The organism is Serratia sp. TSA_105.2 (assembly GCF_052692115.1).
In genome coordinates this window covers 557,125-577,824 of sequence record NZ_JBQZFT010000001.1, presented here as the reverse complement: position 1 = coordinate 577,824, position 20,700 = coordinate 557,125, and the positions used below count along the sequence as shown (strand labels likewise).

The window sequence follows — 20,700 nt, the reverse complement described above, 5'->3', positions numbered from 1 at the left end:
AAATTGTTCAAATCGGTGAATCTGAACAAAGCTTTAAGGGGCCTACGCCTTTTTTACCTATCATTTTTCATGGAGATACCTGCATGACCACGCAAACGACAGCAAGGCCTTCAACGGTCGCGGTGGCCGTCTATGAATGGCTCAACCCAATACCTTATGGGTTTTTCACCGCAGCGCTGATTTTTGACATTATCTATGCCTGCACGGCGAATATTCAGTGGGTCAATGGTGCCAGCTGGCTGATCGCCATTGGCCTGGTTTTTGCCATTATTCCCCGGCTGATTAACCTGGTTCAGGTGTGGTTCGGCAGTGGCCGGCTGCAGGGCTCACCGGTCAAACTCCATTTCTGGCTGAATCTGGTCGCCATCGTTCTCGCCATTATCAACGCTTTCGTGCATAGCCGGGATGCGTATGCCGTGGTGCCGCAAGGCCTGGTGCTGTCTGCGATCGTGGTCGCGCTGCTGAGCCTCGCCAACATTCTGCTGGCCGTGGGTGCCCGCGCAAAATAAGGAGGTTTTCATGAAGCTATCATCCACCGCGATTGCGCTTTCCGCCGTGCTGGCGCTGGCCGGCTGCGATAACAGCGCCGTCATTTCGCCGGAACAACAAATGGGGCCGGATCCGGCGTTGCCGGCGGCGCAAGACTTCCTGATGCCGCCGATGCAGGTGCCAAAGGGCGTCGGCTGGCAACAGAACCAGATGCCGAAAGTGGCCGAGGGTTTGAAAATCGACAAGGTGGCGGATGGTTTGCTGCATCCGCGCCAGCTGCTTACCCTGCCCAACGGCGATGTCCTGGTGGTGGAAGCCAACGGGCCGGGCACGGAGGCGGTGAGCACGCCCAAGCAGCTGATCGCCGGGCTGGTGAAAGGCCAGTCCGGTAAAGGCGGCAAAGGCGGTAACCGCATCACCCTGCTGCGCCCAACCGCCGACGGCCGCTGGGAAAAGCATGTTTTCCTCGAGGGGCTCGATTCCCCATTCGGCATCCAGCTGATTGGCAACACCCTGTACGTGGCCAACACCGGCAACATCATGCAGTACGCCTATCAGCCGGGCGAAACGCGCATCAGCGATCCGGGTAAAGAGCTGGCCGACTTGCCGGACACCATCAACCACCACTGGACCAAGGCTCTGCTGGCCAGCCCGGACGGTAAAAAGCTGTATGTCGGCGTCGGTTCCAACAGCAACATCACCGAAAACGGCCTGGCCGTAGAGTACCGGCGCGCCGCCGTGCTGGAAGTGGACACCGCCTCTGGCGCCAGCCGTGTCTTCGCCAGCGGCCTGCGCAACCCGACCGGGCTGCAGTGGGAACCGCACAGCGGCAAGCTGTGGGCCATCGTCAACGAGCGTGACGAGATCGGCGCCGATCTGGTGCCGGACTACCTGACCTCGGTGCAAGACGGCGGCTTCTACGGCTGGCCTTACAGCTATTTCGGCCAGCACGTCGATCGGCGGGTGCAGCCGCCGCGGCCGGATCGGGTGGCGAAAGCCATCAAGCCGGACTACGCCCTCAGCTCGCACGTCGCGCCGCTGGGGCTGCTGTTCTATACCGCGAACGCACTGCCGGCCGAGTATCGCGGCGGCGCCTTTGTCAGTGAGCACGGCAGCTGGGATCGCTCGCCGCTGAACGGCTACCGGGTCAGCTACGTGGCGTTTGAGCAAGGCAAACCGGTCGGCAAACTCAAAGCGGTGGTCACCGGCTTTGTCTCCGACGACGAGAAGGAACTCTATGGCGCACCGGTAGGATTAACGGTCGACAAGGCCGGTGCCCTGCTGATTGCGGATGACGTGGGCAACACCGTTTGGCGCGTCAGCGCTAAATAACGTTAACGGGCAGGTTCTTGGGGGATCTGCCCGTGACATTGTCACTCAACACCCTGCGCCAACCAGACCGTTCTTCCCCCGCAGGCGGGATCTTCCACCACATGGTCGACCACGCGGAAGCCGTTCTCCTGCAATAAACGTCTGTACTCCTCCGGCGCCAGGCTGGCGTGAAACAGCGGCTGGCCTTCGAAGCTGCCGATCGCCACGCCGTCGGCTGGGCCGCTGGTGAACATCAGTGCGGCGTGCGGCCCGGCATGCCGTCTGAACAGCGGAAACATGCGGCGCTGATCGTTGCGCGCCAGATGAAAGAAGCTGTCCCAGGCCAGCAGGCCGTCGAACTTCGTCGCCAAATCCAGCTGGCGCATATCCATTTGTCGCCACTCCAGCTGAGGAAAACGCTGCCGGCAGCGCGCGATCATCGCCTGCGCACCGTCGACGCCGGTGACCCGATATCCCTGTTCGATAAAATAGGCGGCGATCGGCGCGCCATTGCCGCAGCCGAGATCCAGCAGCCGCGCATTGGCCGGGGTGAGCTGCAAAAAGCGATCGAGCCACGGCCGCTCAAACAGCGTGGTGGGTCTGAGGCGTTCCCAGGCGGCGGCATGTTCGTCATAAAGCGGGATAATGGTGCTCGCCAGTTTTTCCGTCATTAATATTGTCCCCGTCACGTTATTGGCGCAAAAAAATAGCCTTTGGTCAGAATTAAAGCGCTTATCCGATAATATATTCATCAACAGACCGTTGACCAGAAATAAAAGGTTTTAACATTTCGACATAAACCAGTACAATTCCCTACCCTGTGTTAACCCTTTTTTTAGGTTGATTGTGTCGTTAATTCAGCGCTCTGCATCGCGACATCGGGCCGCCGCCTGGTTAGGGATGTTTGCCATTCTGATGTTGTTCATTGCGCCGGTGGTCTCGCGATCCCTGGAGCATGTACGCGCCGGAAGTGCTGGGACGACCGTCATGGCGGATTGCGGCATGGAGATGCCGATGCATCACGGGATGCACTCGCCGCCGCCTGAGCCTGAAAAAGCCTCACAGCCGCTGATGCAGCACGGCGGCGGCCATCACAACATGGCGATGATGATGGACGACAGCGCCTGCGGCTACTGCGTGCTGTTGCTGCACGCGCCGCTGCTGGACGTGAGCCACGCCCCGCTGTTCTGGTCCCAGTTGCTGGCTTCGCGCCCGCCGCCGATTCACTATCTCGTTCCTCTCTTTGCCCACGTCGTTCACACCGAATTACAGCCGCGCGCGCCCCCCGTCTCTTTCCTCTGATTTAACAATAAGCCCATTGCCGCTCTCTGTATTGCCGTTGATTGCTTCAACCCGGCGGAATTAATTCGCCCAACGGTTAATCATCGAGACGACATTATTGATCCGGTTATTTCCACGTTGATGGAATTAACCCCCGTATTTTTCGATGGTGATTTTCGCCAGGCGGTCCCACGCCTGAATAATCCCTCGGCCAAGAACGGAAAAGAGTTAGCTTAAGGAAAGATGATGTTTAAACCGACTTATAAAAAGAACGCCGTTACCCGCGCCATTACCACCGCCATGCCGCTGTTCCTGCTGGCCGGCCACGCGGCGCAGGCGCATCAGCACCCTACCGACGCACAGGTTAATGATGGCGACGTGATCACCGTCACCGCGCCGCTCTACTCACCGCTGACCATCGTCACCTCGCCGAAAACCCCGCGCCAGCCGGTGCCGGCCAGCGACGGTTCGGACTACCTGAAAACCATCCCCGGCTTTTCGCAGATCCGCAACGGCGGCACCAACGGCGATCCGGTGTTCCGCGGCATGTTCGGTTCGCGGTTGAAGATCCTCACCGACGGTTCGGAAATGCTGGGCGCCTGCCCAGCGCGGATGGATGCGCCGACCTCTTATATCTCGCCAGAAAGCTTCGATCTGTTGACCATCACCAAGGGGCCGCAGACGGTGCTGTGGGGGCCGGGATCGTCGGCGGGCACGGTGCGTTTCGAGCGTGAACGCCCGCGCTTCGACAAACCGGGCATCAAGGGCAGCGCCAGCGTGCTGACCGGCTCCAACGGCCGCTGGGACGAGAATATCGACGCCAGCCTCGGTGCCGAACAAGGCTACCTGCGGGTGATGGCCAACAAATCCCGCTCCAACGACTATCAGGACGGAACGAATACGCGCGTGCCGTCACGCTGGGACAAGTGGAACGGCGATCTGGCGCTCGGCTGGACGCCGGACAACGACACGCTGCTGGAAGTGACCATGGGCCGCGGCAACGGCGAAGCGCGCTATGCCGGCCGCAGCATGGACGGTTCGCAGTTCAAGCGCGAAAGCCTGGGCATGCGGGTGGAAAAATCCAACATCGGCGAGGTGTTGGATAAGCTGGAAGCGCAGGTCTACTATAACTACGCCAACCATGTGATGGACAACGTCACCCTGCGTTCGCCGGGCAGCGGCGGCATGGGTGGCCACGGGGGCCATGGCGGTATGAGTATGGGCGGCCACGGCGGGCACATGATGTCCTCCGGCATGACGATGCAGCTCGATCGCCGCACCGTCGGTGGCCGCGTGATGGGCACCTGGCAGTGGCAGGACGTGAAGCTTGAAAGCGGCCTGGATACCCAAACCAACACCCACCGCAGCATGAGCCGCGGCAGCTGGGAAAAAGACGCCCAGTTCAACAGCTACGGCGCCTTCAGTGAACTGACCTGGTCCACCAGCGAACAGGATAAACTGATCGGCGGCGCGCGTCTTGACCGCACCCTGGTGGAGAATTTCCGCAGCGGCAGTGACGGGGAGCGTTCGGACACCCTGCCGAGCGGTTTTATGCGTCTTGAGCATACGTTGGCCGACCTGCCGCTGATGCTGTATGCCGGCGTCGGTTATACCGAGCGCTTCCCGGATTATTGGGAGCTGTTCTCGCCGAAGCTCGGCCCGAACGGCAGCAAGGATCCGTTCTCCAGCGTCAAGAGCGAAAAAACCACGCAGCTCGACATCGGCGCGCAGTACAACGGCAAGCGTTTCAACGGCTGGGTCTCCGCTTACGTGGGCCGCGTCGATGACTTCATCCTGTTCAAATACGATCCGCACAACGCGCGTCTCAGCCAGGCCGATAACGTCAACGCCAACATCATGGGCGGCGAAATGGGCATGGGTTACCAACTGAGCGAGCACTGGAAAACCGACGCCAGCCTGGCCTACTCCTGGGGTAAAAACACCCGCGACGGCCGGCCGCTGCCGCAGATCCCGCCGCTGGAGGCGCGCCTGGGGCTCACCTATGAATACGGCGACTGGAGCGGCACCGGCCTGTGGCGTTTGGTCAGCAGCCAACACCGCGTGGCGATCAACGAAGGCAATGTGGTAGGCAAAGACTTTGCCGAAAGCGCCGGCTTCGGCGTCCTTTCCGCCAACGCCGCCTACAAGGTGAATAAAAACGTCAAGCTGAGCGCCGGTCTGGATAACATCCTGAACAAGACCTACAGCGAACACCTCAACCTGGCGGGCAACAGCGCCTTCGGGTATTCGGCCAACAGCGCGGTGAATGAACCGGGCCGCACCCTGTGGGCCAAGGTTAACGTCACCTTCTAAACCGTAGACCGGGCGATGGGCAACCGTCGCCCGGTCAGGCGATATGCGATCCGGTTCTTAGGATATGAGTTTTAAGTTTTTCCCATTCGGTTGAGCGGCGATTAGTATCACTCTCAATGTAATCAAGGATCCGGAGGGAATATGCAAAAGCTCACTCGTTTTCTGGCCCTGCTCGGCGAGCTGATGATTGAAAAAGCCGAAGACACCGCGCCGCAGGCTGCTAAGCCTGACGATCGCGACGACGCGTTGCCGCCGCGCCTCGAACGTGGGGTTCCGCTGGCCGACCGCTTCCTGTTCATGTAATTCCCCGCACTGTCTTTTGGTCCGGCACGTTCCGCTATTTCATTATCGGACGCCTGCGTCTATCTTCTTTCGATGGTTCCAGCCGATTCATCATAGGAGAGAGCAACGCAATGAAGATCAGAACGGTAACCCCGCATGACGCTGAAGCCCTGACGCAGTTATTGAATGACGTGATCGACGCCGGCGGCACGACGGCGATAGAAACGCCACTCACCCCCGCCGAATTCAGCGAATGGTTCATCAGCGGCAGCAATGCACTGAGCTGCCAGGTCGCGGAGGTGGATGGGCTGTTGGTGGGCTTCCAGGCGCTGAGCGCAGATGATGCCCTGCCGCCCGATACCGCAGATATTGCCACCTTCTCCCGCCTGTCGCCGAAGGTGCGCGGGGTCGGCAGTGCGTTGTTCCCTGCCACATTAGCGGCGGCGAAGTCTCACGGTTTCAAGCACATCAACGCTACCATTCGGGCGGATAACGTCGGTGGACTCGCCTACTATCAAAAAATGGGCTTTCGCGATTACGATCGTGTGTCGCAGGTACCGCTCAGCGATGGCACGCCGATCGACAGAATCAAAAAACGCTTCTCCGTTTAATCCGCTACCCCGCTCACACTGAACGCACGATATGTTCGCGCAGCCACCGGTGAGCGGGATCCCGGTGCGATCGTTCGTGCCACAGCATAGTCATTTCAAAGCCCGGCACCGCCAGCGGTGGCTCGAGCCGTTGTAATAAAGGCTGGTTGCGCACCAGCCGCTCCGGCAGCATCGCCACCAAATCGGACTGTGTCAGCACCGAGATAACGAACAGAAAATGTGGCACCGAAAGCACCACCCGCCGCGTCAGCCCCACGCCCGCCAATGCCCTGTCGGTCATGCCATAGAACCCGCCGCCGTCCGGCGAGACCATCACCTGCTCCAATTGGCAAAATTGCGCCGGCGTCAGCCTGGCATGCAGCTTGGGATGGCCGACCCGGCCCACCAGCACATAGCGTTCGCTAAACAGCGTGCGCTGCCGCAGGCCGGATGGCGCCCCTTCGCGGGTATGAAACGCCAGATCGATTTCCCCTTGCTCCGCCCGTTTGGCGAGGCGCGCCGGTGCGATCTCCAGCACCGCCAGCCGGGTGCCGGGCGCCGCCGTGCGCAAACCGTTCAGCGCCGGCAGCACGATGGTGGATTCGCCGTAGTCGAAGGCGGCCACGCGCCAGGTATCGGTCGCCACGGCGGGATCGAACGGCGTCGCCGGCGTTACCGCCAACTCGAGCGCCGCCAATGCCTGACGTAACGGTTCCCGCAGCTGTTCCGCTCTGGCAGTCGGGCGCATGCCGCGCGGGCCGGGCAACAGCAGCGGATCGTCAAAGATCGCCCGCAGTTTGGCGAGATGCACGCTGACCGCCGGCTGAGAGAAATTGAGCCGCTGCGCCGCGCGCGTGACGTTGTGCTCCGCCAGCAGCGCGTCGAGCGTCACCAGCAGGTTGAGATCCAGCCGTCTTAAATTATTCATAGTTATACCTGGGATAACGGTAATTCATTTCTAATATACCGACTAACGTCCTAACCTGCAGCTCTCACACCAAGGAGAGCTGTTATGAATGTGCTGATTGTTTACGCCCACCCGGAGCCGCTGTCGCTGACCGGGTCACTGAAAAATTTCGCCGTTGAACGCCTGACGCAGGCCGGCCATCAGGTACAGGTGTCCGACCTGTACGCCATGAAGTGGAAAGCGGCGCTCGACGCCGACGACAGTCTGGAAGGCCCGGCAACGGCTCGTTTCGATCCTTCGCTGGACTCGAAGCGCGCGTTCGCCAACGGCATGCAGAGCGCCGATATCGAACGGGAGCAGCAAAAGCTGCGCTGGGCGGATGCGGTGCTGTTGCAGTTTCCGCTGTGGTGGTTCTCGATGCCGGCAATCCTCAAAGGCTGGGTGGAGCGTGTGTATGCTTATGGTTTTGCCTACGGCGTGGGTGAGCATTCCGATACCCATTGGGGTGACCGTTACGGCGAGGGGACGCTGGCGGGCAAACGGGCTATGCTGATCGTCACCGCCGGCGGCTGGGAGTCCCATTACGCCCCGCGCGGCATCAACGGGCCGATCGACGATATCCTGTTCCCGATCCAGCACGGCATGCTGCACTACCCAGGGTTCGAGGTGCTGCCGCCGTTCGTCACCTACCGCGCAGGCAAAACCGATGAGGCACGCTTTGCCGCCCTGTGCGAGCAGCTCGGGCAGCGGCTGGATAATCTGTGGAACGCCGAGCCAATCCGCTTCCGGCGGCAGAACGCCGGTGACTATCTGATCCCGCAACTGACGCTGAAAGCGCATCTCGCGCCGGGGCAAAACGGTTTCGGCGTTCACATCGAGTAGCCGGATGCGCACGCCCTGGCGCATCCGGGGCGCGGCGTTAATTCAGGGCGGCGAGAAATGCCTGGTAGCCTTGCGCGCTGCGATCCAATTCGTGGGATTGCAGCGGCTCCACCGTCCCGTCCGAAGCGGCCTCCTTGCCGTAAAAGGCGAAGAACGAGGCATAGTCGGCCCGCACGTAGCCGGCGGTGACTTCAAACGGCCGGAAGATTTCCTCCAGCGAGTAGCGATAGCGCCCGTCGCGCGCATAATCCTCTGCACGCACTCCCGCCGTGACCGCCAGCGCCAGCTTCTTGTTTTGCATCTTGTAGCCGCTGCGGGAACCATAGGCCCAGCCGTAGGTGAGCACGTCGTCCAACCATTTTTTCAGCAGCGGCGGGCTGCTGAACCAGAAAATCGGGAACTGCAGCACGATGTTGTCATGGGCTTCAATCAGCCGCTGCTCTTGGGCGACGTCGATCTGCCAATCCGGATAGGCCTGATGCAGTTCGTGCACGGTATACCGCTCCGGATAGCGCCGCAGCTCCTCCAGCCAGCGTTTATTGACCACCGAGTTCGCCATATCGGGATGGGTCACCACCACCAAGGTTTTCATATCGATTTCTCCAGTCAGGTGTCTACCGGCGCATCATAGGTTATGCTGGAACAATGTAAAATACGCACACTCGCGACACATACTTACTCTGGAGAAAGTACCCAATGACCGCCGAATCCCACTGCAGCCCAACGGGCATCAGCCTCGAAGACACCGGCTATGGCTATACGCTGTCGGTGATCAACGGCAAATATAAAATGATTATTCTCTACTGGCTGGCGCTGTATAAGCCGGTATTGCGGTTCAACGAGCTGCAGCGCTGCATCGGCACCATTTCGTACAAAACGCTGAGTTCGACGCTGAAAGAGCTGGAAAAAGATCGCCTGGTGGTGAGAAAGGAGTATCCGCAGATCCCGCCCAAGGTGGAGTACAGCCTGTCTGAGCGCGGGCGTTCGCTGATCCCGGTGATCGACATGATGTGCAACTGGGGGGAACAGCACCGGCCGGAACAGCCGGTGCCGTGAGGGGTTAGTTGTCCGCCGCCGTTGAGGCTGCCGGCGCGGGCTCATCGTGCTCGACCAGCGCGTCCGCCGGCCGGCACTGTCGCAGCGTGCGCACGCTGAAGGCCACCAGCACGCCCAGCAAGGCGGCGAACGCACCGAACGACAGCACGCTCACCAATGGGGTGAATACCCTGCCCAGCACGCCGAGCCCCAGCGCGCCGATCGAATCGCCGGTTACGTCCTGCGCGGTGCCGAGGCTGTTCACCCGCCCCAGCAGATGATCCGGCGTGTTGCTCTGGATCAGCATGAATTGCAGAAGCGAAGCGATGGCGTTGGCGTAGCCGTAACACACCAGCGCCAGCAGCGCGGGCGCCAGGTGGCTGAACAGCCCCAGCGAAGCGATAGCGGTAAACGCGACGATGGCGGCGACCAGGATCAGCACGCCAGGACGAGCGTATCGCCCCACCCAGCCGCTGGTCAGCGCGCCCAGCATCGCGCCGAGCGGCACCGCGGAATACATCAGGCCGATAGAGGACGCGCCGACGTGGTAAGCGTCCTGCGCCAGCGCCGGGAACAGCACCCTGACGGCGCCGACGATGCTCATCAGCATCCCCAGCAACACCACCGACCCCACCACCTTATTGCGCCAGACAAACTGGAAGCCGCTGGCGAGCGCGCGCAGCGGGTGTTCCGGCTCCTGCTGCTGCGGCAACAGCGTCGGCAGGCGCACCAGCGGGAACAGGGTGCCCAGCGTCCCGGCGGCGGCCACGGCGAACGCCAGCCCCACGCCGCCGAACACGATGATGATCCCGCCCAGCGCCGGCGCCAGGATCGCGCCGATGCGCACCGTCACCATACTCAAGGCCCCCGCCGCCGCCAGGTTTTCGCGCCCGACCAGCAGCGGGATCACCGCCATCAGCGCTGTCATGCCCAGCGCGCCGAAGAACCCGTCCCAGGCCGCCAGCAGGTAAAGCGCCCACAGCGACGGTGCCGGGGCGAAGGCGTTCAGACTCAGGGCGACAAAGCCCAGCCCGCAGGTGCCGCGCGCAAACAGGATCAGCTTGCGGCGATCGTAGCGATCGGCGAGCACACCGCCCAGCATAAGGCCGATAAACATGCCCGCCCCGTCCAGCGCCACCGCTACGCCCACCTGCAACGTGGATCCGGTCATCGCCTGGATCTGAATCGGCACCCCCACTGCCAACATGCCGAGGGAAAACACCGACAGCATGCGGGCGCAGAAAATCGCGCGGAAATGCGCATTGCTTCTCAGCAAACTGAAATCAAGAAAAAAAGAAGGTCTGGCCATAGTGTCCTGCATATCATGTTTTAGTACGGGCCGGGACGCACGCCCCCCGGCCCGGTTGCGTTATACCAACCCGTATTGCCGCGTCAGCAGCCCGTGCAATAGCGGGCCGAGCGTCTCCAGCGAAGCCGGCGACAGAATGTCCGCGTGTTCGCAGCGCTGGTGATGGCAGATCAGCCCATCCAGATACGGCGCCCACACGGCGTCGATATCCATCTCCGGCGGCAGCGTCTGGTCGGCGACAAACAGCGTCGCCGTGCCGTGGAAACGCCGGCTGCGCGCCTGGGACAGAATGCGCACCGCGTCGCGGTAGTTGGCGACGATGCTGTCGAACATCGCCGCCTTCTCCGCCATCAGCGCCGGATCGCCATGATCTTCCGCCATAAACTCGGCCTGCTCCTGCGCCACCTCTTTCTGCGCCTCCTCCTCGCTGGGGCCGGTCCAATCCTGGCCTTCCGGCGGATAGGTATCCAGCATCCCAAGGAACGCCACCTCTTCGCCCTGCTGCTGCAGGCGCGCGGCCATCGAATGCGCCAGCGTGCCGCCGAGCGAATAGCCCAGCAGGTAGTAAGGCCCCTGTGGCTGCAGGCGGCGCAGATGGGCGAGATGACGATCGACCATCTGCTCGATATCCTCGCAGGTGGCGATGGCGCCGTCCGGTCTTGGCGACTGCAGGCCGATGATGGGATAGTTCCCCGGCAGATAACGGCTCAGCCCCGAGTACTGCCAGGCGAAACCGGAAGCGGGATGCAGGCAGAACAGCGCCGGGCCTTGGCCGGCCCGCAGCTGCAGGCATTCGCCGACGCCGCGGCTCTCGGCCGAATTGGCCGCCTGCGCGTCATCGAGCAGGTGCGCCATCTTCTCCAGGCTGCGGGCGAACATGATCTGCCCGACGCTCAACGGCCGAGGCACGCGCCGACGCAGCTCAGCCGCCAGGCGCATCGCCAGCAGCGAATGGCCGCCCAGCGCGAAGAAGTCGTCGTCGGCATACACCGTCTCGCGCCCCAACAGTTCCCCGAACAGCGCCGCCAGCAGGCGTTCGCTGTCGCTCTGCGGCGCCCGCCCGGCTTGCAGGGCCAGCTGCGGCCGTGGCAACGCCTTGCGATCCAGCTTGCCGCTGGTGCTGAGCGGGAAGCGGTCTGTCATGACATAGCTGACCGGCATCATGTGCGCCGGCAAACGCTGCTCCAGCGCCTGATGCAGCTCGGCGGTATCCAGCGTCACGCCCGGTTGGGCGATCAGCCAGGCGACCAGCTGGCGCATATCGGCGCCGCCAAGCCCCGTCGTGCCCTCGCTTAGCTCGATGGCGTGCACCGCCGCTTGCGCTACCCCCGGCTGCGCCAGCAGCGCCTGCTCGATTTCGCCCAGCTCGATACGCTGGCCGCGGATCTTCAGCTGATCGTCGCTGCGCCCCAAATACTCGACGCTGCCGTCCTCCAGCCAGCGGGCGATATCGCCGGTGCGATACATGCGCGCGCCGTTGCCGGCGGGATCGGCAACAAACCGCTGCGCCGTCAGCCCCGGCCGATGCAGATAGCCATCGGCCAGCTGGATGCCGCGCAGGTAGAGATCGCCGGCGCAGCCGACGGGCACCGGCCGCAGCATGGCGTCGAGAATGCTCAGCTGGGTGTTCCAGACCGGTTTGCCGATCGGCACGCCGGCGCCGTTCACCGCCGCCAATGCCGCGCCGGACGCCGGTTGGTAGGTGACATCGACCGCCGCCTCCGTCGGGCCATACAGGTTGTGCAGCGGCGCGGTAACCAACGCCTGATAGCGGGAAGCCAGTTCACACGACAGCGCTTCGCCGCTGCAGAACACGCGTTTCAGGCTGGCGGCGGCGCGCTGTGGCGCCCGTTCGTTCAGCGCCTCCACCCAGATAGCCAACATGGACGGAACGAAATGCAGCGTGGTCACGCCATAGTCGTCGATCAACGTCGTCAGCGCCTGCGGATCGCGGTGCGCCTCCGGTGGCGCCATCACCAGGCGCGCGCCGACCATCAGCGGCCAGAAGAACTCCCAGACGGAAACGTCGAAGCTGCACGGCGTTTTCTGCAATACCACGTCCTGCGCATCGAGCGCATACTCGTGCTGCATCCAGAACAGGCGGTTGACGATCGCCCGGTGGTTCACCACCACGCCTTTCGGCCGCCCGGTAGAGCCGGAGGTATACAGCACGTAGGCGGGATAATCGCCGTTCCCCGCCGGTTGGCGCGGCGCCGGTTCGCGCCCGCTCTCGTCCAGTGCATCGAACAGCAGCGTCGGCGCCAGCGCGGCGAAGCGGGCATCCAACGCGTTTTCGGTGATAATCAGCCGCGGTTTGGCGTCCTCCACCATGTAGGCCAGCCGCTCGTCCGGGTAGCCGGTGTCCAGCGGCAACCAGGCGGCGCCGGTTTGCACAATCGCCGTCAGCGCCAGGCTGAGGCGCACGGAGCGCGGCAACGCCACCGCGACGATATCCCCCGGCTGAATGCCGGCCGCCGTCAGCCGCTCGGCCATCAGCGCGGCCTGGCGCTGCATGTCACGGTAGCTGAGGCTGTGCCCGGCATCCTGCAGCGCGATGCGTTCCGGCGTGCGCCGCGCTTGATCGGCGATCGCCTGATGCAAGGTGGTGTCCGCCACCGCCTGCCCGGTGCGGTTGACCGCCGCGATCAGCGCCTGTTCCTGCGGGGTTTGCAACTGCCAGCGCGGCAGCGGCAGATCCGGCTGGGCGATCCACTGTTGCAGCAGCGCCATCAGCCGCGCGGCGAAGCGCTCAGGCTGCGGCACCGAGGCGCGGTACTCCATCAGCAGGCGCAGACGTTCGCCCGGCAGCACCAGCAGCGTCAGCGGATAGTGGGTATAGCCTTTGTTGCGGATGGCGTCGCAGCGCAGCGATCCTGTGCCGCCCAGCAGAGCGTCGTTGTCCGGGTAGTTCTCCACCACCAACAGCGTATCGAACAGCGTGCCCGCCCCGACCAGGTGCTGAATTTCCCCCAACCCCAAATCGTCGTGCTCCAGCAGTTCAATCTGCCGGTGCTGCAGGTCGATCAGCTGTTCCGTCAACGAGCGGTCATGCTGCAGACGAACCCGCACCGGCAGCGTGTTGCTGAACAGGCCGACGTGTTCCTCGACCCCTTCTATCTGGCCAAAGCGACCGGAAACCGGCGAGCCGAACACCACGTCCTGCTGGCCGCAACAGCTGGCCAGCTGCAGCGCCCAAATGCCCTGCATCACGGTATTGAGCGTCAACCCGCGTTCGCGGCACAGGGTCAGCAAGCGCTTTTCCTCGGCCGGCGGCAGCGTCATTTCCAGCTCATGCACGCGATCGTCCTGCGTTTCACCGAACAGCAACGTTGGCCGCACGTCCTGCAGCGTCTCGCGCCACAGGCGGCGCGAGGCTTCGGCATCCCGCGCGGTCAGGCGGCGCACGATATCGGCATAGTTCGAACGCAGCGGCGGCAACGCCTGCTCGCCTTCACGCAGGGCCAGCATCAGATCGTTGAGCACCACCGGCGTCGACCAGCCATCGACGATCAGGTGGTGCGCGTTAAGGAACAGCGTGTAGCGTTCGCTATCGCCGTGTTTGACCCACAGCGCGTGCAGCATCGCGCCGGGCTGGTTGAACAGATCGCGCTGCAGTTCCTGCTGCTCCAGCCGGTGCAGTGCCTGCGCTTCTTGTTCTTCCGTCAGCGGCGGCAGCGCGTGGCTGTCCAGCGGCCAATGGCTTTGCTGCGGTATCAGCTGTAGCGGCTCGCCCTCGCGGTTGAATCGGGCGGCCAATTGCGGATGGCGGCGGATCACCGCATCCAGCGCCTGCTGGAGTTGATGCGCGTCCAGTTTGCCGCAGAGGCTCAGGCGCGTCAGCGAGTTATAGCTGCCGCCCTGCTGCGCCGTCTGCGCATGGAACAGCAGGCCGTGTTGCAGCGGCAACAGCGGCAGCGCCGCGGCTAACGGCCCGCACTCCCGCTCCCAGGCGCGCACCGCCTCATCGTCGGCGCCCGGCTGGGCGATCTCGGCCGCCACCAACGTCGCCGCCGCGCGTTCGGGATGGCGTTCGGCAAATTCGCACAGTGAACGCACCGCTTGCTCGATGCCGCTGTGCAGCTGCGCAATGTCGCTCTCGCTGAAAATTCCCTCCAGCCAGCTCCAGTTGATCGCCAGGCAGGGGCCGTCGCGCCGCTCTTCGACAAAGATGTTCACTTCCAGCCCGTAAGACGGCGCCTGCTGCGCATCCTGCGCCACGGCGAAGGCGTCGCGGAAGCGGGTTTGGCTGCGCTGCGGCGTCCAGTGCCCCTCATCCTGGCTGAAGCGCCCGAGGTAGTTGAATAAAATCTCCGGGGCGTTGCGCTGCGCCAGCGCCGCCAGATCGTCACGCTGCGGATGCAGATAACGCAGTTGGCCGTAACCGACGCCGCGATCGGCCACCGCTCGCGTCGCCCGTTTCACCGTGCGCACGGCCTCATTGTGCTCGGCGTCATGCAGTTCGATGCGCAGCGGATACTCCGCCGTCAGCCAGCCGACGGTGCGGGCCAGATCGAGGCCGTCGTCCAGTTCGGCGCGGCCGTGCGACTCCAGAGAGAAACGCAGCGAAGCGGCCTGGAAACGGCGGCAGCAGGCCTGAGCCAGCGCGCACAGCATGATCTCTTCAACCTGGGCGCGATAGCTCTGCGGCAATGTGCCGAGCAGCGCGGCGGTCAACCGGCTGTCGAGCAGCGTGCGCCGCTCGCTCACCGAGGCGATGCGATCGGTCTGCGGTTCCAGCGCGCGCCGGCCCAAACGCGGCACGCCGTCCGCCAGCATTTGCCGCCAGAACGGCAGCTCGGCTTCCCGGCGTTCCACGTCGGCGCGTAAACGCGCGGACCACTCATAGAGCGAGGTTTCTTCCGGCGGCAGCGTGATCGGCCGCCCCTGCATGGCGCTGTCGGCCACTTGCCGCAGCTCCTCGAGCAGGATGCGCCAGGAAACGCCGTCGACCACCAGGTGGTGGATCGCCAGCACCAGCCCCAGGCTCTGCCCGTCGCGCTGCAACAGGATCGCCTGCATCATGGCGCCGGCCGCCGGATCGAGATGCTCAAGTGCGGCGTCGAAAGCCTGTTCCGCTGCCGGCTCCAGTTCGCCGGATACGGCCTGAACCTGCATGAACTCAGCGCTAGCGGCTTCTTCAACCACCAACCGGCCATCACGGATCCTGGCGCCCAGCGCCGGGTGCGCCGCGCGCAGCTGGTCCAACGCATCACGCAGCTGTTCCGGCTGCAGCTCGGCAGGCACGCGCAGGAAAACGCCGTGCGCAAAGCGGCGATGCATATCGCCCGTTTCGGCGAACCAGTGCAGGATCGGCAGCCCGTCGATCGGGCCTTGCTGCACGCTGCGTGGGGTCTGAGAGTCTACGACCAGCGGCTGCATCGCCTGCGCCATGTGCGCGGGGGTGTGCAGCGCGAAGATCTCGCGCGGCCGCAGCAGATAACCGTTGCGCCGCAGGGCGGTGCCCAGTCCCATCGCCGAGATGCTGTCACCACCGAGCGCGAAGAAATCGTCGTCGGTGCCGACGCGCTCCATCCCCAACAGCTGAGCCATCGCGCGGCAAATCAGCCTTTCCTGCTCGGTGGCCGGTTCGCGAATGCTTTGCGCCAGCGTCTCCTGCGGTTTGGGCAGCGCCTGGCGGTCAATCTTGCCGTTGACGTTGAGCGGCAGCTCCGGCATCACCACCAGGATCGCCGGCACCATATAATCCGGCAGACGCTGCGCCAGTTGCCCCAGCAGCTCGTTTTGCAGCGCCGGCGAGGCGCGGCGCGCGTCATCCTGTACCGAGCAGTAGCCGATCAGACGATAGGTGGCGCCGATCGGCTCGGCGATCACCACCGCTCGCCCCACGTCCGGCAAGGCGGCCAAAGCGCTTTCCACCTCACCCAGCTCGACGCGGAAGCCGCGTACCTTGATTTGGTGATCGGTACGGCCAATGAACACCAGTTGGCCCTCCGCGCTCCAGCGCATCAGATCGCCGCTGCGGTACATCACCTCGCCTTCGGCGAACGGGTTGGCGACAAAGCGCGCCGCCGTCAGATCCGGGCGCCGCAGGTAACCGCGCGCGATGCCTTTGCCGGAAATGTACAGCTCGCCCGCCGCGCCGATCGGCACCGGCTGCAGGCGGCTGTCGAGCAGCCAAACTGAGGTATTGGCGAGGGGACGGCCGATCACCGGCTGGTCTGCGGCCGTCACCGGCGCGCCGAGGGTATCGACGGTGTATTCGGACGGGCCGTAATAGTTGTGGATCTCCACCTCCGGATGCTGCTGCATCAGGTTCCACAGCGTCGGCGTCGCCGCCTCGCCGCCGATCATCACGAACGACGGCAGCGGGAACTGCCCCTTCAGCAGGCCACAGTCCACCAGTTGCGAGAAGAACGACGGCGTGATGTCCAGCAGATCGATCGGCGTCTGTTGGGTTTGTTCCAGCAGCGCCCAAGGGTCGCGGCGCAGCTCCTCATCGAAGATAACCAGTTCGCTGCCCATCATCATGCAGAACAGCGGTTCCCAGGAGGAGTCGAAAGAAAACGAGGCGGTATGGCCGGCGCGCAAGCGGCGCGCGTGGCGAGCCTGGAATTTTTCGATCGCCGGGCCGAACAGAGAAGCCTGGTGCGACAGGAACAGGTTCAGCAGCCCGCGGTGCGTGGACATGACGCCCTTGGGCTTGCCGGTCGAGCCGGAGGTGTAAATCATGTAGGCGAGATGCGCCTCGCTCAGCGGCACGCGTCGCTCGGCATCCGTTATCGGCGTGCTCTCGGCGGCCGCGCAGCGCGCCAGGCACGGGGCATCGTCCAGGCACAATATCTGCGGCAGATCCGGCATGTTGGCCCGCGTGGCGCGGTGGGTCAGCAACATCACCGGCCGCGCGTCGTCGCACATCAGCGCCAAACGTTCACGCGGATAGTCCAGATCGAGCGGCATATAGGCCGCGCCGCTGGCCAGCACGCCGAACAGCGCGGCCAGCGTGTCCACCGAGCGCGGAATGCCGATGGCAACCACGTCTTCGGCGCCGATGCCGCTTTCGATCAGCACTCGCCCCAGTTGCATCACCCGTTCGGAGAGCTGCCGGTAGCTGAGACGCACGTCGCCACAGGCCACCGCCAACGCCTCGGGCTGGCGCTCAACCTGGCGCTGGAACGCATCCATAATCGAGACCATGCCCGCCGGCGGCGTCAGCTCAGCGCCGCGCCCCCAGGCCGCGAGTTGTCTGAGCTCCCCATCGCCGATTAGCGCCAGTTGGCCGTTTGGCTGGCGCGGCTGCCGCGCCAACTGCTGCAGCCAATGGCCGATGCGCTCCGCGTGATGATGCAAGGTGCGCGGCGAGTATTTGGCCGGGTTGGCGACCAAAGACAGCGTCAGCACGCCGCTTCGAAAACCGATCTCAAACTCCAGATCGTCGACCGGCCCCATCGCCAGCGTATGGGTGACGGCCGTCTGACCGTCGAACGACAAGGCACTGTGGTAGACCTTGACGTTGACCACCGGGCCATACAGTTCCTGATGGCCGCCGACCAGGCCGAGATCGCGTTTGATCTGCTCCGCCTCATAGCGTTGATGGCGGCGCGCCTGCTTGATCTCCGCCACGGTGGCCAGGCAGACGTCCGCCAGCGACATCTCCGGCGTCACGTTCAGCAGCAGCGGCAGCACGTTGACCACCGGGCCGACCGCCGCCAGCGCCTGCGACCCCATCCGGCGCATGAAAGGGAAACCGATTGAGAAGCGGGTTTCGCCGCTCATGCGCGCCAGATACATCGCCAGCGCCGCCGTGACGATATCGGCCGGTTGCAGCGACTGCAGCGCATCATCGCGCCGCGCTTCGTCAAACAGCGATTCAGGCAGCACCAGCGCCTGTTTGAGCGGCCGGGCGCCCGGTTCAACCTCCCGACTCTCCGTCGATAATGACAGCGGCGACGGCAAATCGCGCAGATGCTGATGCCAGAATTCGGCCGCCCGCTCACGTGCAGGCGACGTTTGCCATTGCTGAAACTCTTCCACCACCTTGCCGAATGGGGTAAACGGCGAGGCCGCCGGCGCCAGCCCGTGGCGCAGCGCGCGATAGAGATCGGCGATCCGGCGGGTGATGGCTTCGAAGCTGAAGCCGTCCAGAGTCAGATGATGAAAGCGCTGGTACCAGAACCAGCGATCGGCGCTGACGCGGATCACCACATGGCGATAAAGCGGCCGCTCGCCGTCTGCCGGCAGATCCTGCGCCAGATCGTCGTTCATCAGCGCCAGCGCCGCCTGTTCGGCGTCCGGCCGCGCGCTGAAATCGAGCCACTCCGGCGCCTGCACGCGTGCGGGGTCGGCTATCAGCGGCAAACGCTGCACCGGCTGGCCGTCCTGCGCCTCAAAGAACCGCGCCTGAACCGTATCCGCTTCGGCCAGCCCTTGACGGATGGCGCGCTCCAGCGCCGAGCGGTCGATAGCGCCGTGCAGTTCGGTGTAGTGCGCCACGGCGAAGCCGTTGCGCCGCAGCGCGATTTGGTCGGCGATCCAGATCCCCGGTTGCGCTGCAACCAGCGGATACTCCCGATACTCGACCTGAGTATCCGGCAAAGAAAGCGTTTCTGACATGGTGTCTGTCCTTTTCCTCAAACGGAATGTATCGATGTGGCTGCCTGGCGCTTAACGCGCCGCATCCGCCGCTTTCAGCGCCGCCGGCCGCATGTCCTGCCAGTGCGTTTCGATGTAGTCGATGCATTCGCCGCGCGACGCCGGCCCCATCAGCACGCGCCACCCCTGCGGCGTCTCGGCAAACTGCGGCCACAGCGAATACTGCTGCTGCGCGTTGACCAGCACGGAGAAACGGAGGCTTTCGTCATCGAACGGGTTTTGTTGTTCCTGAGTCATTTGCATTACCTGTCTGTCAAAATGTGTGGGTTATTTCATCGCGGAAAGCAGCTGGCGCACGCCGTCCACCAAGCCGCCGCGCCAGCAGAGCGCATCGTGCCCGCCGGAAAACACGCGGTATTCGGCACGGTGCCCCGCCGCCGTCAGCGCCTGATGCATCTGGCGATTGACGAATTCGATGTCCGCCTCCCGATCGCCGGCTTGCTGAATCACGGTGAGCGTGGGCGCCGCCGCGTCGCGTTGCCGAACCTGGCGTATCAGCCAGCCTTCCTCCAGTTCGTGGCGTTTTTCGAACTGGGTAACGAATTGCACCGTGGGCCACCAGAAGGAACCGGACTGGCTCAGCACGTGGCCGAAACGTTCCGGCCAGTGCACACCAGCATATAACGCTGCCAGCCCGCCGTAGCTTTGGCCGGCGACGACGGTGCGCGCCCCTTCCTCGCTGAACGCTTCGCGCTTCTGCGCCTGCGGCAGCAGCTCTTCGATGATTGCCTGCCAGAAGGCGGCGTTGCAGGGCAGCTCGTTTTCCCGGTGTTCACCGTCGATCGCATCGATCAGCAGCCAGCACGCGGGCGGCAGGTGCCCTCTTGCGGTTTCGTGCTCGATCACCGGCAACAGCGCGTGCCTTTCGATCCAGTTTTGGCCATCGAGCAGTAGCACCAGCGGGCGATTCGCTTTCACCGCCGCGTCGCCGCTGGCATACAGCCAAACGCGCCGCTGGTTATCCAGACGTTCGCTGCGCCACTGAAAAAGCTGTAGCCGCGCCTCGTCCAATGGCCGATTGGCGGCCTGCCAGGCGCTTTGATCGTCGGCATCCGGCCCTTGCGCCAGGGAAACCGGCCGCGGGCGATGAGACGGCCCCAGCGAGAGGCGATTCAGCGGATCGGCGATCGCCAACGGGAACAGCGATACCCACCAGGCGCGCTGCTGGCGATCGCGCAACGTGTCGTCGTCGCTGAATACGGGGGGAAGATCCCGGTCGGTAATGGGGATCAGGCTGTAGCTGCCGCGCCAGCGGCGTTCGATAACGGCGGCGCCGTACCAAACGTCGGTGCCGGGCAGCCTGGTCAGGCTGCTGGGGGACGTGCTGTGGTGATCGGTAATGCCGTTGATATCGGCGTAAACGCGGCGTATCGGCGAGTGCCGTTCATCGCCGGCGGGATCGCGCCATAGCCAGGTCATTTTGACGTGGCGGTCGTCGTGCGGTTCGACGACAGGCGTGCCGTTAGCGGCAACCTTCTGCCACCACGCGGGCTGTCCTGCCGCCTCTTCACGCAGCCACTGCGCCGCCAATCCCTCGCGACCGTTTTCCGGCCTCTTTTCCGGCAAAAACTCCATAGCGCCCCTTACATAACATGAGTGTCTTTTACAAAACCTGACAATCGTATTGATACTCATTATCATTTTCAATACTATTTGTCGGATTTTTACCGTCGTGCACACGGCGTTTCCGC

The 20,700-nt window shown here is 63.7% G+C and carries 15 protein-coding genes; 8 read left to right on the top strand and 7 right to left on the bottom strand.

Annotated features, from left to right (window positions below):
- Window positions 1–83 precede the first annotated feature (83 nt).
- Together ACUTSC_RS02530 and ACUTSC_RS02525 are read left to right on the top strand one after the other, a co-directional pair.
- The gene (locus tag ACUTSC_RS02530) at window positions 84–509 is read left to right on the top strand and encodes a DUF2231 domain-containing protein (RefSeq protein WP_107226208.1); all 426 of its coding nucleotides are present in this window, start codon (window positions 84–86) and stop codon (window positions 507–509) included.
- 10 nt (window positions 510–519) lie between these two features.
- On the top strand, window positions 520–1,821 hold the full coding sequence (locus tag ACUTSC_RS02525) for a PQQ-dependent sugar dehydrogenase (RefSeq protein ID WP_197767241.1): 1,302 nt from the start codon (window positions 520–522) through the stop codon (window positions 1,819–1,821).
- A gap of 41 nt (window positions 1,822–1,862) precedes the next feature.
- On the opposite strand, the gene ACUTSC_RS02520 is transcribed toward ACUTSC_RS02525, so the two are convergent.
- Window positions 1,863–2,471 carry a methyltransferase domain-containing protein gene (locus ACUTSC_RS02520; RefSeq protein ID WP_197767242.1) on the bottom strand — a complete coding sequence of 203 codons (609 nt, stop codon included), beginning with the start codon at window positions 2,469–2,471 and terminating at the stop codon, window positions 1,863–1,865.
- Between the two features lie 229 nt (window positions 2,472–2,700).
- Here ACUTSC_RS02520 and ACUTSC_RS02515 point away from each other — a divergent pair, with 229 nt between their 5' ends.
- From ACUTSC_RS02515 to ACUTSC_RS02500, 4 genes are all read left to right on the top strand, one after another.
- Window positions 2,701–3,102, top strand: a complete 402-nt coding sequence (locus ACUTSC_RS02515) for a DUF2946 domain-containing protein (RefSeq protein WP_072265387.1) — start codon at window positions 2,701–2,703, stop codon at window positions 3,100–3,102.
- 225 nt (window positions 3,103–3,327) lie between these two features.
- Window positions 3,328–5,394, top strand: a complete 2,067-nt coding sequence (locus tag ACUTSC_RS02510; protein WP_063989891.1) for a TonB-dependent copper receptor — start codon at window positions 3,328–3,330, stop codon at window positions 5,392–5,394.
- A 141-nt stretch (window positions 5,395–5,535) separates the two neighbouring features.
- Window positions 5,536–5,697, top strand: a complete 162-nt coding sequence (locus tag ACUTSC_RS02505; protein WP_197767243.1) for a hypothetical protein — start codon at window positions 5,536–5,538, stop codon at window positions 5,695–5,697.
- A gap of 110 nt (window positions 5,698–5,807) precedes the next feature.
- Window positions 5,808–6,287, top strand: a complete 480-nt coding sequence (locus ACUTSC_RS02500) for a GNAT family N-acetyltransferase (RefSeq protein WP_197767244.1) — start codon at window positions 5,808–5,810, stop codon at window positions 6,285–6,287.
- Window positions 6,288–6,300: 13 nt separating this feature from the next.
- On the opposite strand, the gene ACUTSC_RS02495 is transcribed toward ACUTSC_RS02500, so the two are convergent.
- Window positions 6,301–7,194, bottom strand: a complete 894-nt coding sequence (locus tag ACUTSC_RS02495) for a LysR substrate-binding domain-containing protein (RefSeq protein WP_197767245.1) — start codon at window positions 7,192–7,194, stop codon at window positions 6,301–6,303.
- An 84-nt stretch (window positions 7,195–7,278) separates the two neighbouring features.
- Between ACUTSC_RS02495 and ACUTSC_RS02490 the strand changes: the two genes are divergently transcribed.
- Window positions 7,279–8,055, top strand: coding sequence for an NAD(P)H-dependent oxidoreductase (locus ACUTSC_RS02490; protein WP_197767246.1), 777 nt, complete (start codon window positions 7,279–7,281; stop codon window positions 8,053–8,055).
- Window positions 8,056–8,092: 37 nt separating this feature from the next.
- Here the strand turns inward: ACUTSC_RS02490 and ACUTSC_RS02485 are convergent, their stop codons facing one another.
- The gene (locus ACUTSC_RS02485) at window positions 8,093–8,647 is read right to left on the bottom strand and encodes an NAD(P)H-dependent oxidoreductase (protein ID WP_049199666.1); all 555 of its coding nucleotides are present in this window, start codon (window positions 8,645–8,647) and stop codon (window positions 8,093–8,095) included.
- Between the two features lie 104 nt (window positions 8,648–8,751).
- On the opposite strand from ACUTSC_RS02485, the gene ACUTSC_RS02480 reads away from it, so the two are divergent.
- On the top strand, window positions 8,752–9,111 hold the full coding sequence (locus ACUTSC_RS02480; RefSeq protein WP_025302868.1) for a winged helix-turn-helix transcriptional regulator: 360 nt from the start codon (window positions 8,752–8,754) through the stop codon (window positions 9,109–9,111).
- 4 nt (window positions 9,112–9,115) lie between these two features.
- On the opposite strand, the gene entS is transcribed toward ACUTSC_RS02480, so the two are convergent.
- Genes entS through fes form a run of 4 tightly spaced genes read right to left on the bottom strand, consistent with a single transcriptional unit; the run spans window position 9,116 to window position 20,584 of the window.
- Complete coding sequence (gene entS, locus ACUTSC_RS02475) at window positions 9,116–10,399, bottom strand: enterobactin transporter EntS (RefSeq protein ID WP_197767247.1); 1,284 nt, start codon at window positions 10,397–10,399, stop codon at window positions 9,116–9,118.
- Between the two features lie 60 nt (window positions 10,400–10,459).
- Entirely contained in the window at window positions 10,460–18,970 is an 8,511-nt protein-coding gene (locus tag ACUTSC_RS02470) for an amino acid adenylation domain-containing protein (RefSeq protein WP_445653058.1), read from the bottom strand.
- Window positions 18,971–19,021: 51 nt separating this feature from the next.
- Complete coding sequence (locus tag ACUTSC_RS02465; RefSeq protein WP_197773214.1) at window positions 19,022–19,246, bottom strand: MbtH family NRPS accessory protein; 225 nt, start codon at window positions 19,244–19,246, stop codon at window positions 19,022–19,024.
- Between the two features lie 30 nt (window positions 19,247–19,276).
- Window positions 19,277–20,584 carry an enterochelin esterase gene (fes, locus tag ACUTSC_RS02460; RefSeq protein ID WP_443006771.1) on the bottom strand — a complete coding sequence of 436 codons (1,308 nt, stop codon included), beginning with the start codon at window positions 20,582–20,584 and terminating at the stop codon, window positions 19,277–19,279.
- Window positions 20,585–20,700 lie beyond the last annotated feature (116 nt).

Excerpts from the sequence above, each read along its gene's own strand:
- ACUTSC_RS02515 (WP_072265387.1), top strand. The coding sequence starts at position 2,701 with ATGTTTGCCATTCTGATGTTGTTCATTGCGCCGGTGGTCTCGCGATCC.
- ACUTSC_RS02530 (WP_107226208.1), top strand. The coding sequence starts at position 84 with ATGACCACGCAAACGACAGCAAGGCCTTCAACGGTCGCGGTGGCCGTC.
- ACUTSC_RS02525 (WP_197767241.1), top strand. The coding sequence starts at position 520 with ATGAAGCTATCATCCACCGCGATTGCGCTTTCCGCCGTGCTGGCGCTG.
- ACUTSC_RS02480 (WP_025302868.1), top strand. The coding sequence starts at position 8,752 with ATGACCGCCGAATCCCACTGCAGCCCAACGGGCATCAGCCTCGAAGAC.
- entS (WP_197767247.1), bottom strand. The coding sequence starts at position 10,399 with ATGGCCAGACCTTCTTTTTTTCTTGATTTCAGTTTGCTGAGAAGCAAT.
- ACUTSC_RS02465 (WP_197773214.1), bottom strand. The coding sequence starts at position 19,246 with ATGACTCAGGAACAACAAAACCCGTTCGATGACGAAAGCCTCCGTTTC.
- ACUTSC_RS02510 (WP_063989891.1), top strand. The coding sequence starts at position 3,328 with ATGTTTAAACCGACTTATAAAAAGAACGCCGTTACCCGCGCCATTACC.
- ACUTSC_RS02520 (WP_197767242.1), bottom strand. The coding sequence starts at position 2,471 with ATGACGGAAAAACTGGCGAGCACCATTATCCCGCTTTATGACGAACAT.
- ACUTSC_RS02490 (WP_197767246.1), top strand. The coding sequence starts at position 7,279 with ATGAATGTGCTGATTGTTTACGCCCACCCGGAGCCGCTGTCGCTGACC.
- ACUTSC_RS02500 (WP_197767244.1), top strand. The coding sequence starts at position 5,808 with ATGAAGATCAGAACGGTAACCCCGCATGACGCTGAAGCCCTGACGCAG.
- ACUTSC_RS02485 (WP_049199666.1), bottom strand. The coding sequence starts at position 8,647 with ATGAAAACCTTGGTGGTGGTGACCCATCCCGATATGGCGAACTCGGTG.
- ACUTSC_RS02505 (WP_197767243.1), top strand. The coding sequence starts at position 5,536 with ATGCAAAAGCTCACTCGTTTTCTGGCCCTGCTCGGCGAGCTGATGATT.
- ACUTSC_RS02470 (WP_445653058.1), bottom strand. The coding sequence starts at position 18,970 with ATGTCAGAAACGCTTTCTTTGCCGGATACTCAGGTCGAGTATCGGGAG.
- fes (WP_443006771.1), bottom strand. The coding sequence starts at position 20,584 with ATGGAGTTTTTGCCGGAAAAGAGGCCGGAAAACGGTCGCGAGGGATTG.
- ACUTSC_RS02495 (WP_197767245.1), bottom strand. The coding sequence starts at position 7,194 with ATGAATAATTTAAGACGGCTGGATCTCAACCTGCTGGTGACGCTCGAC.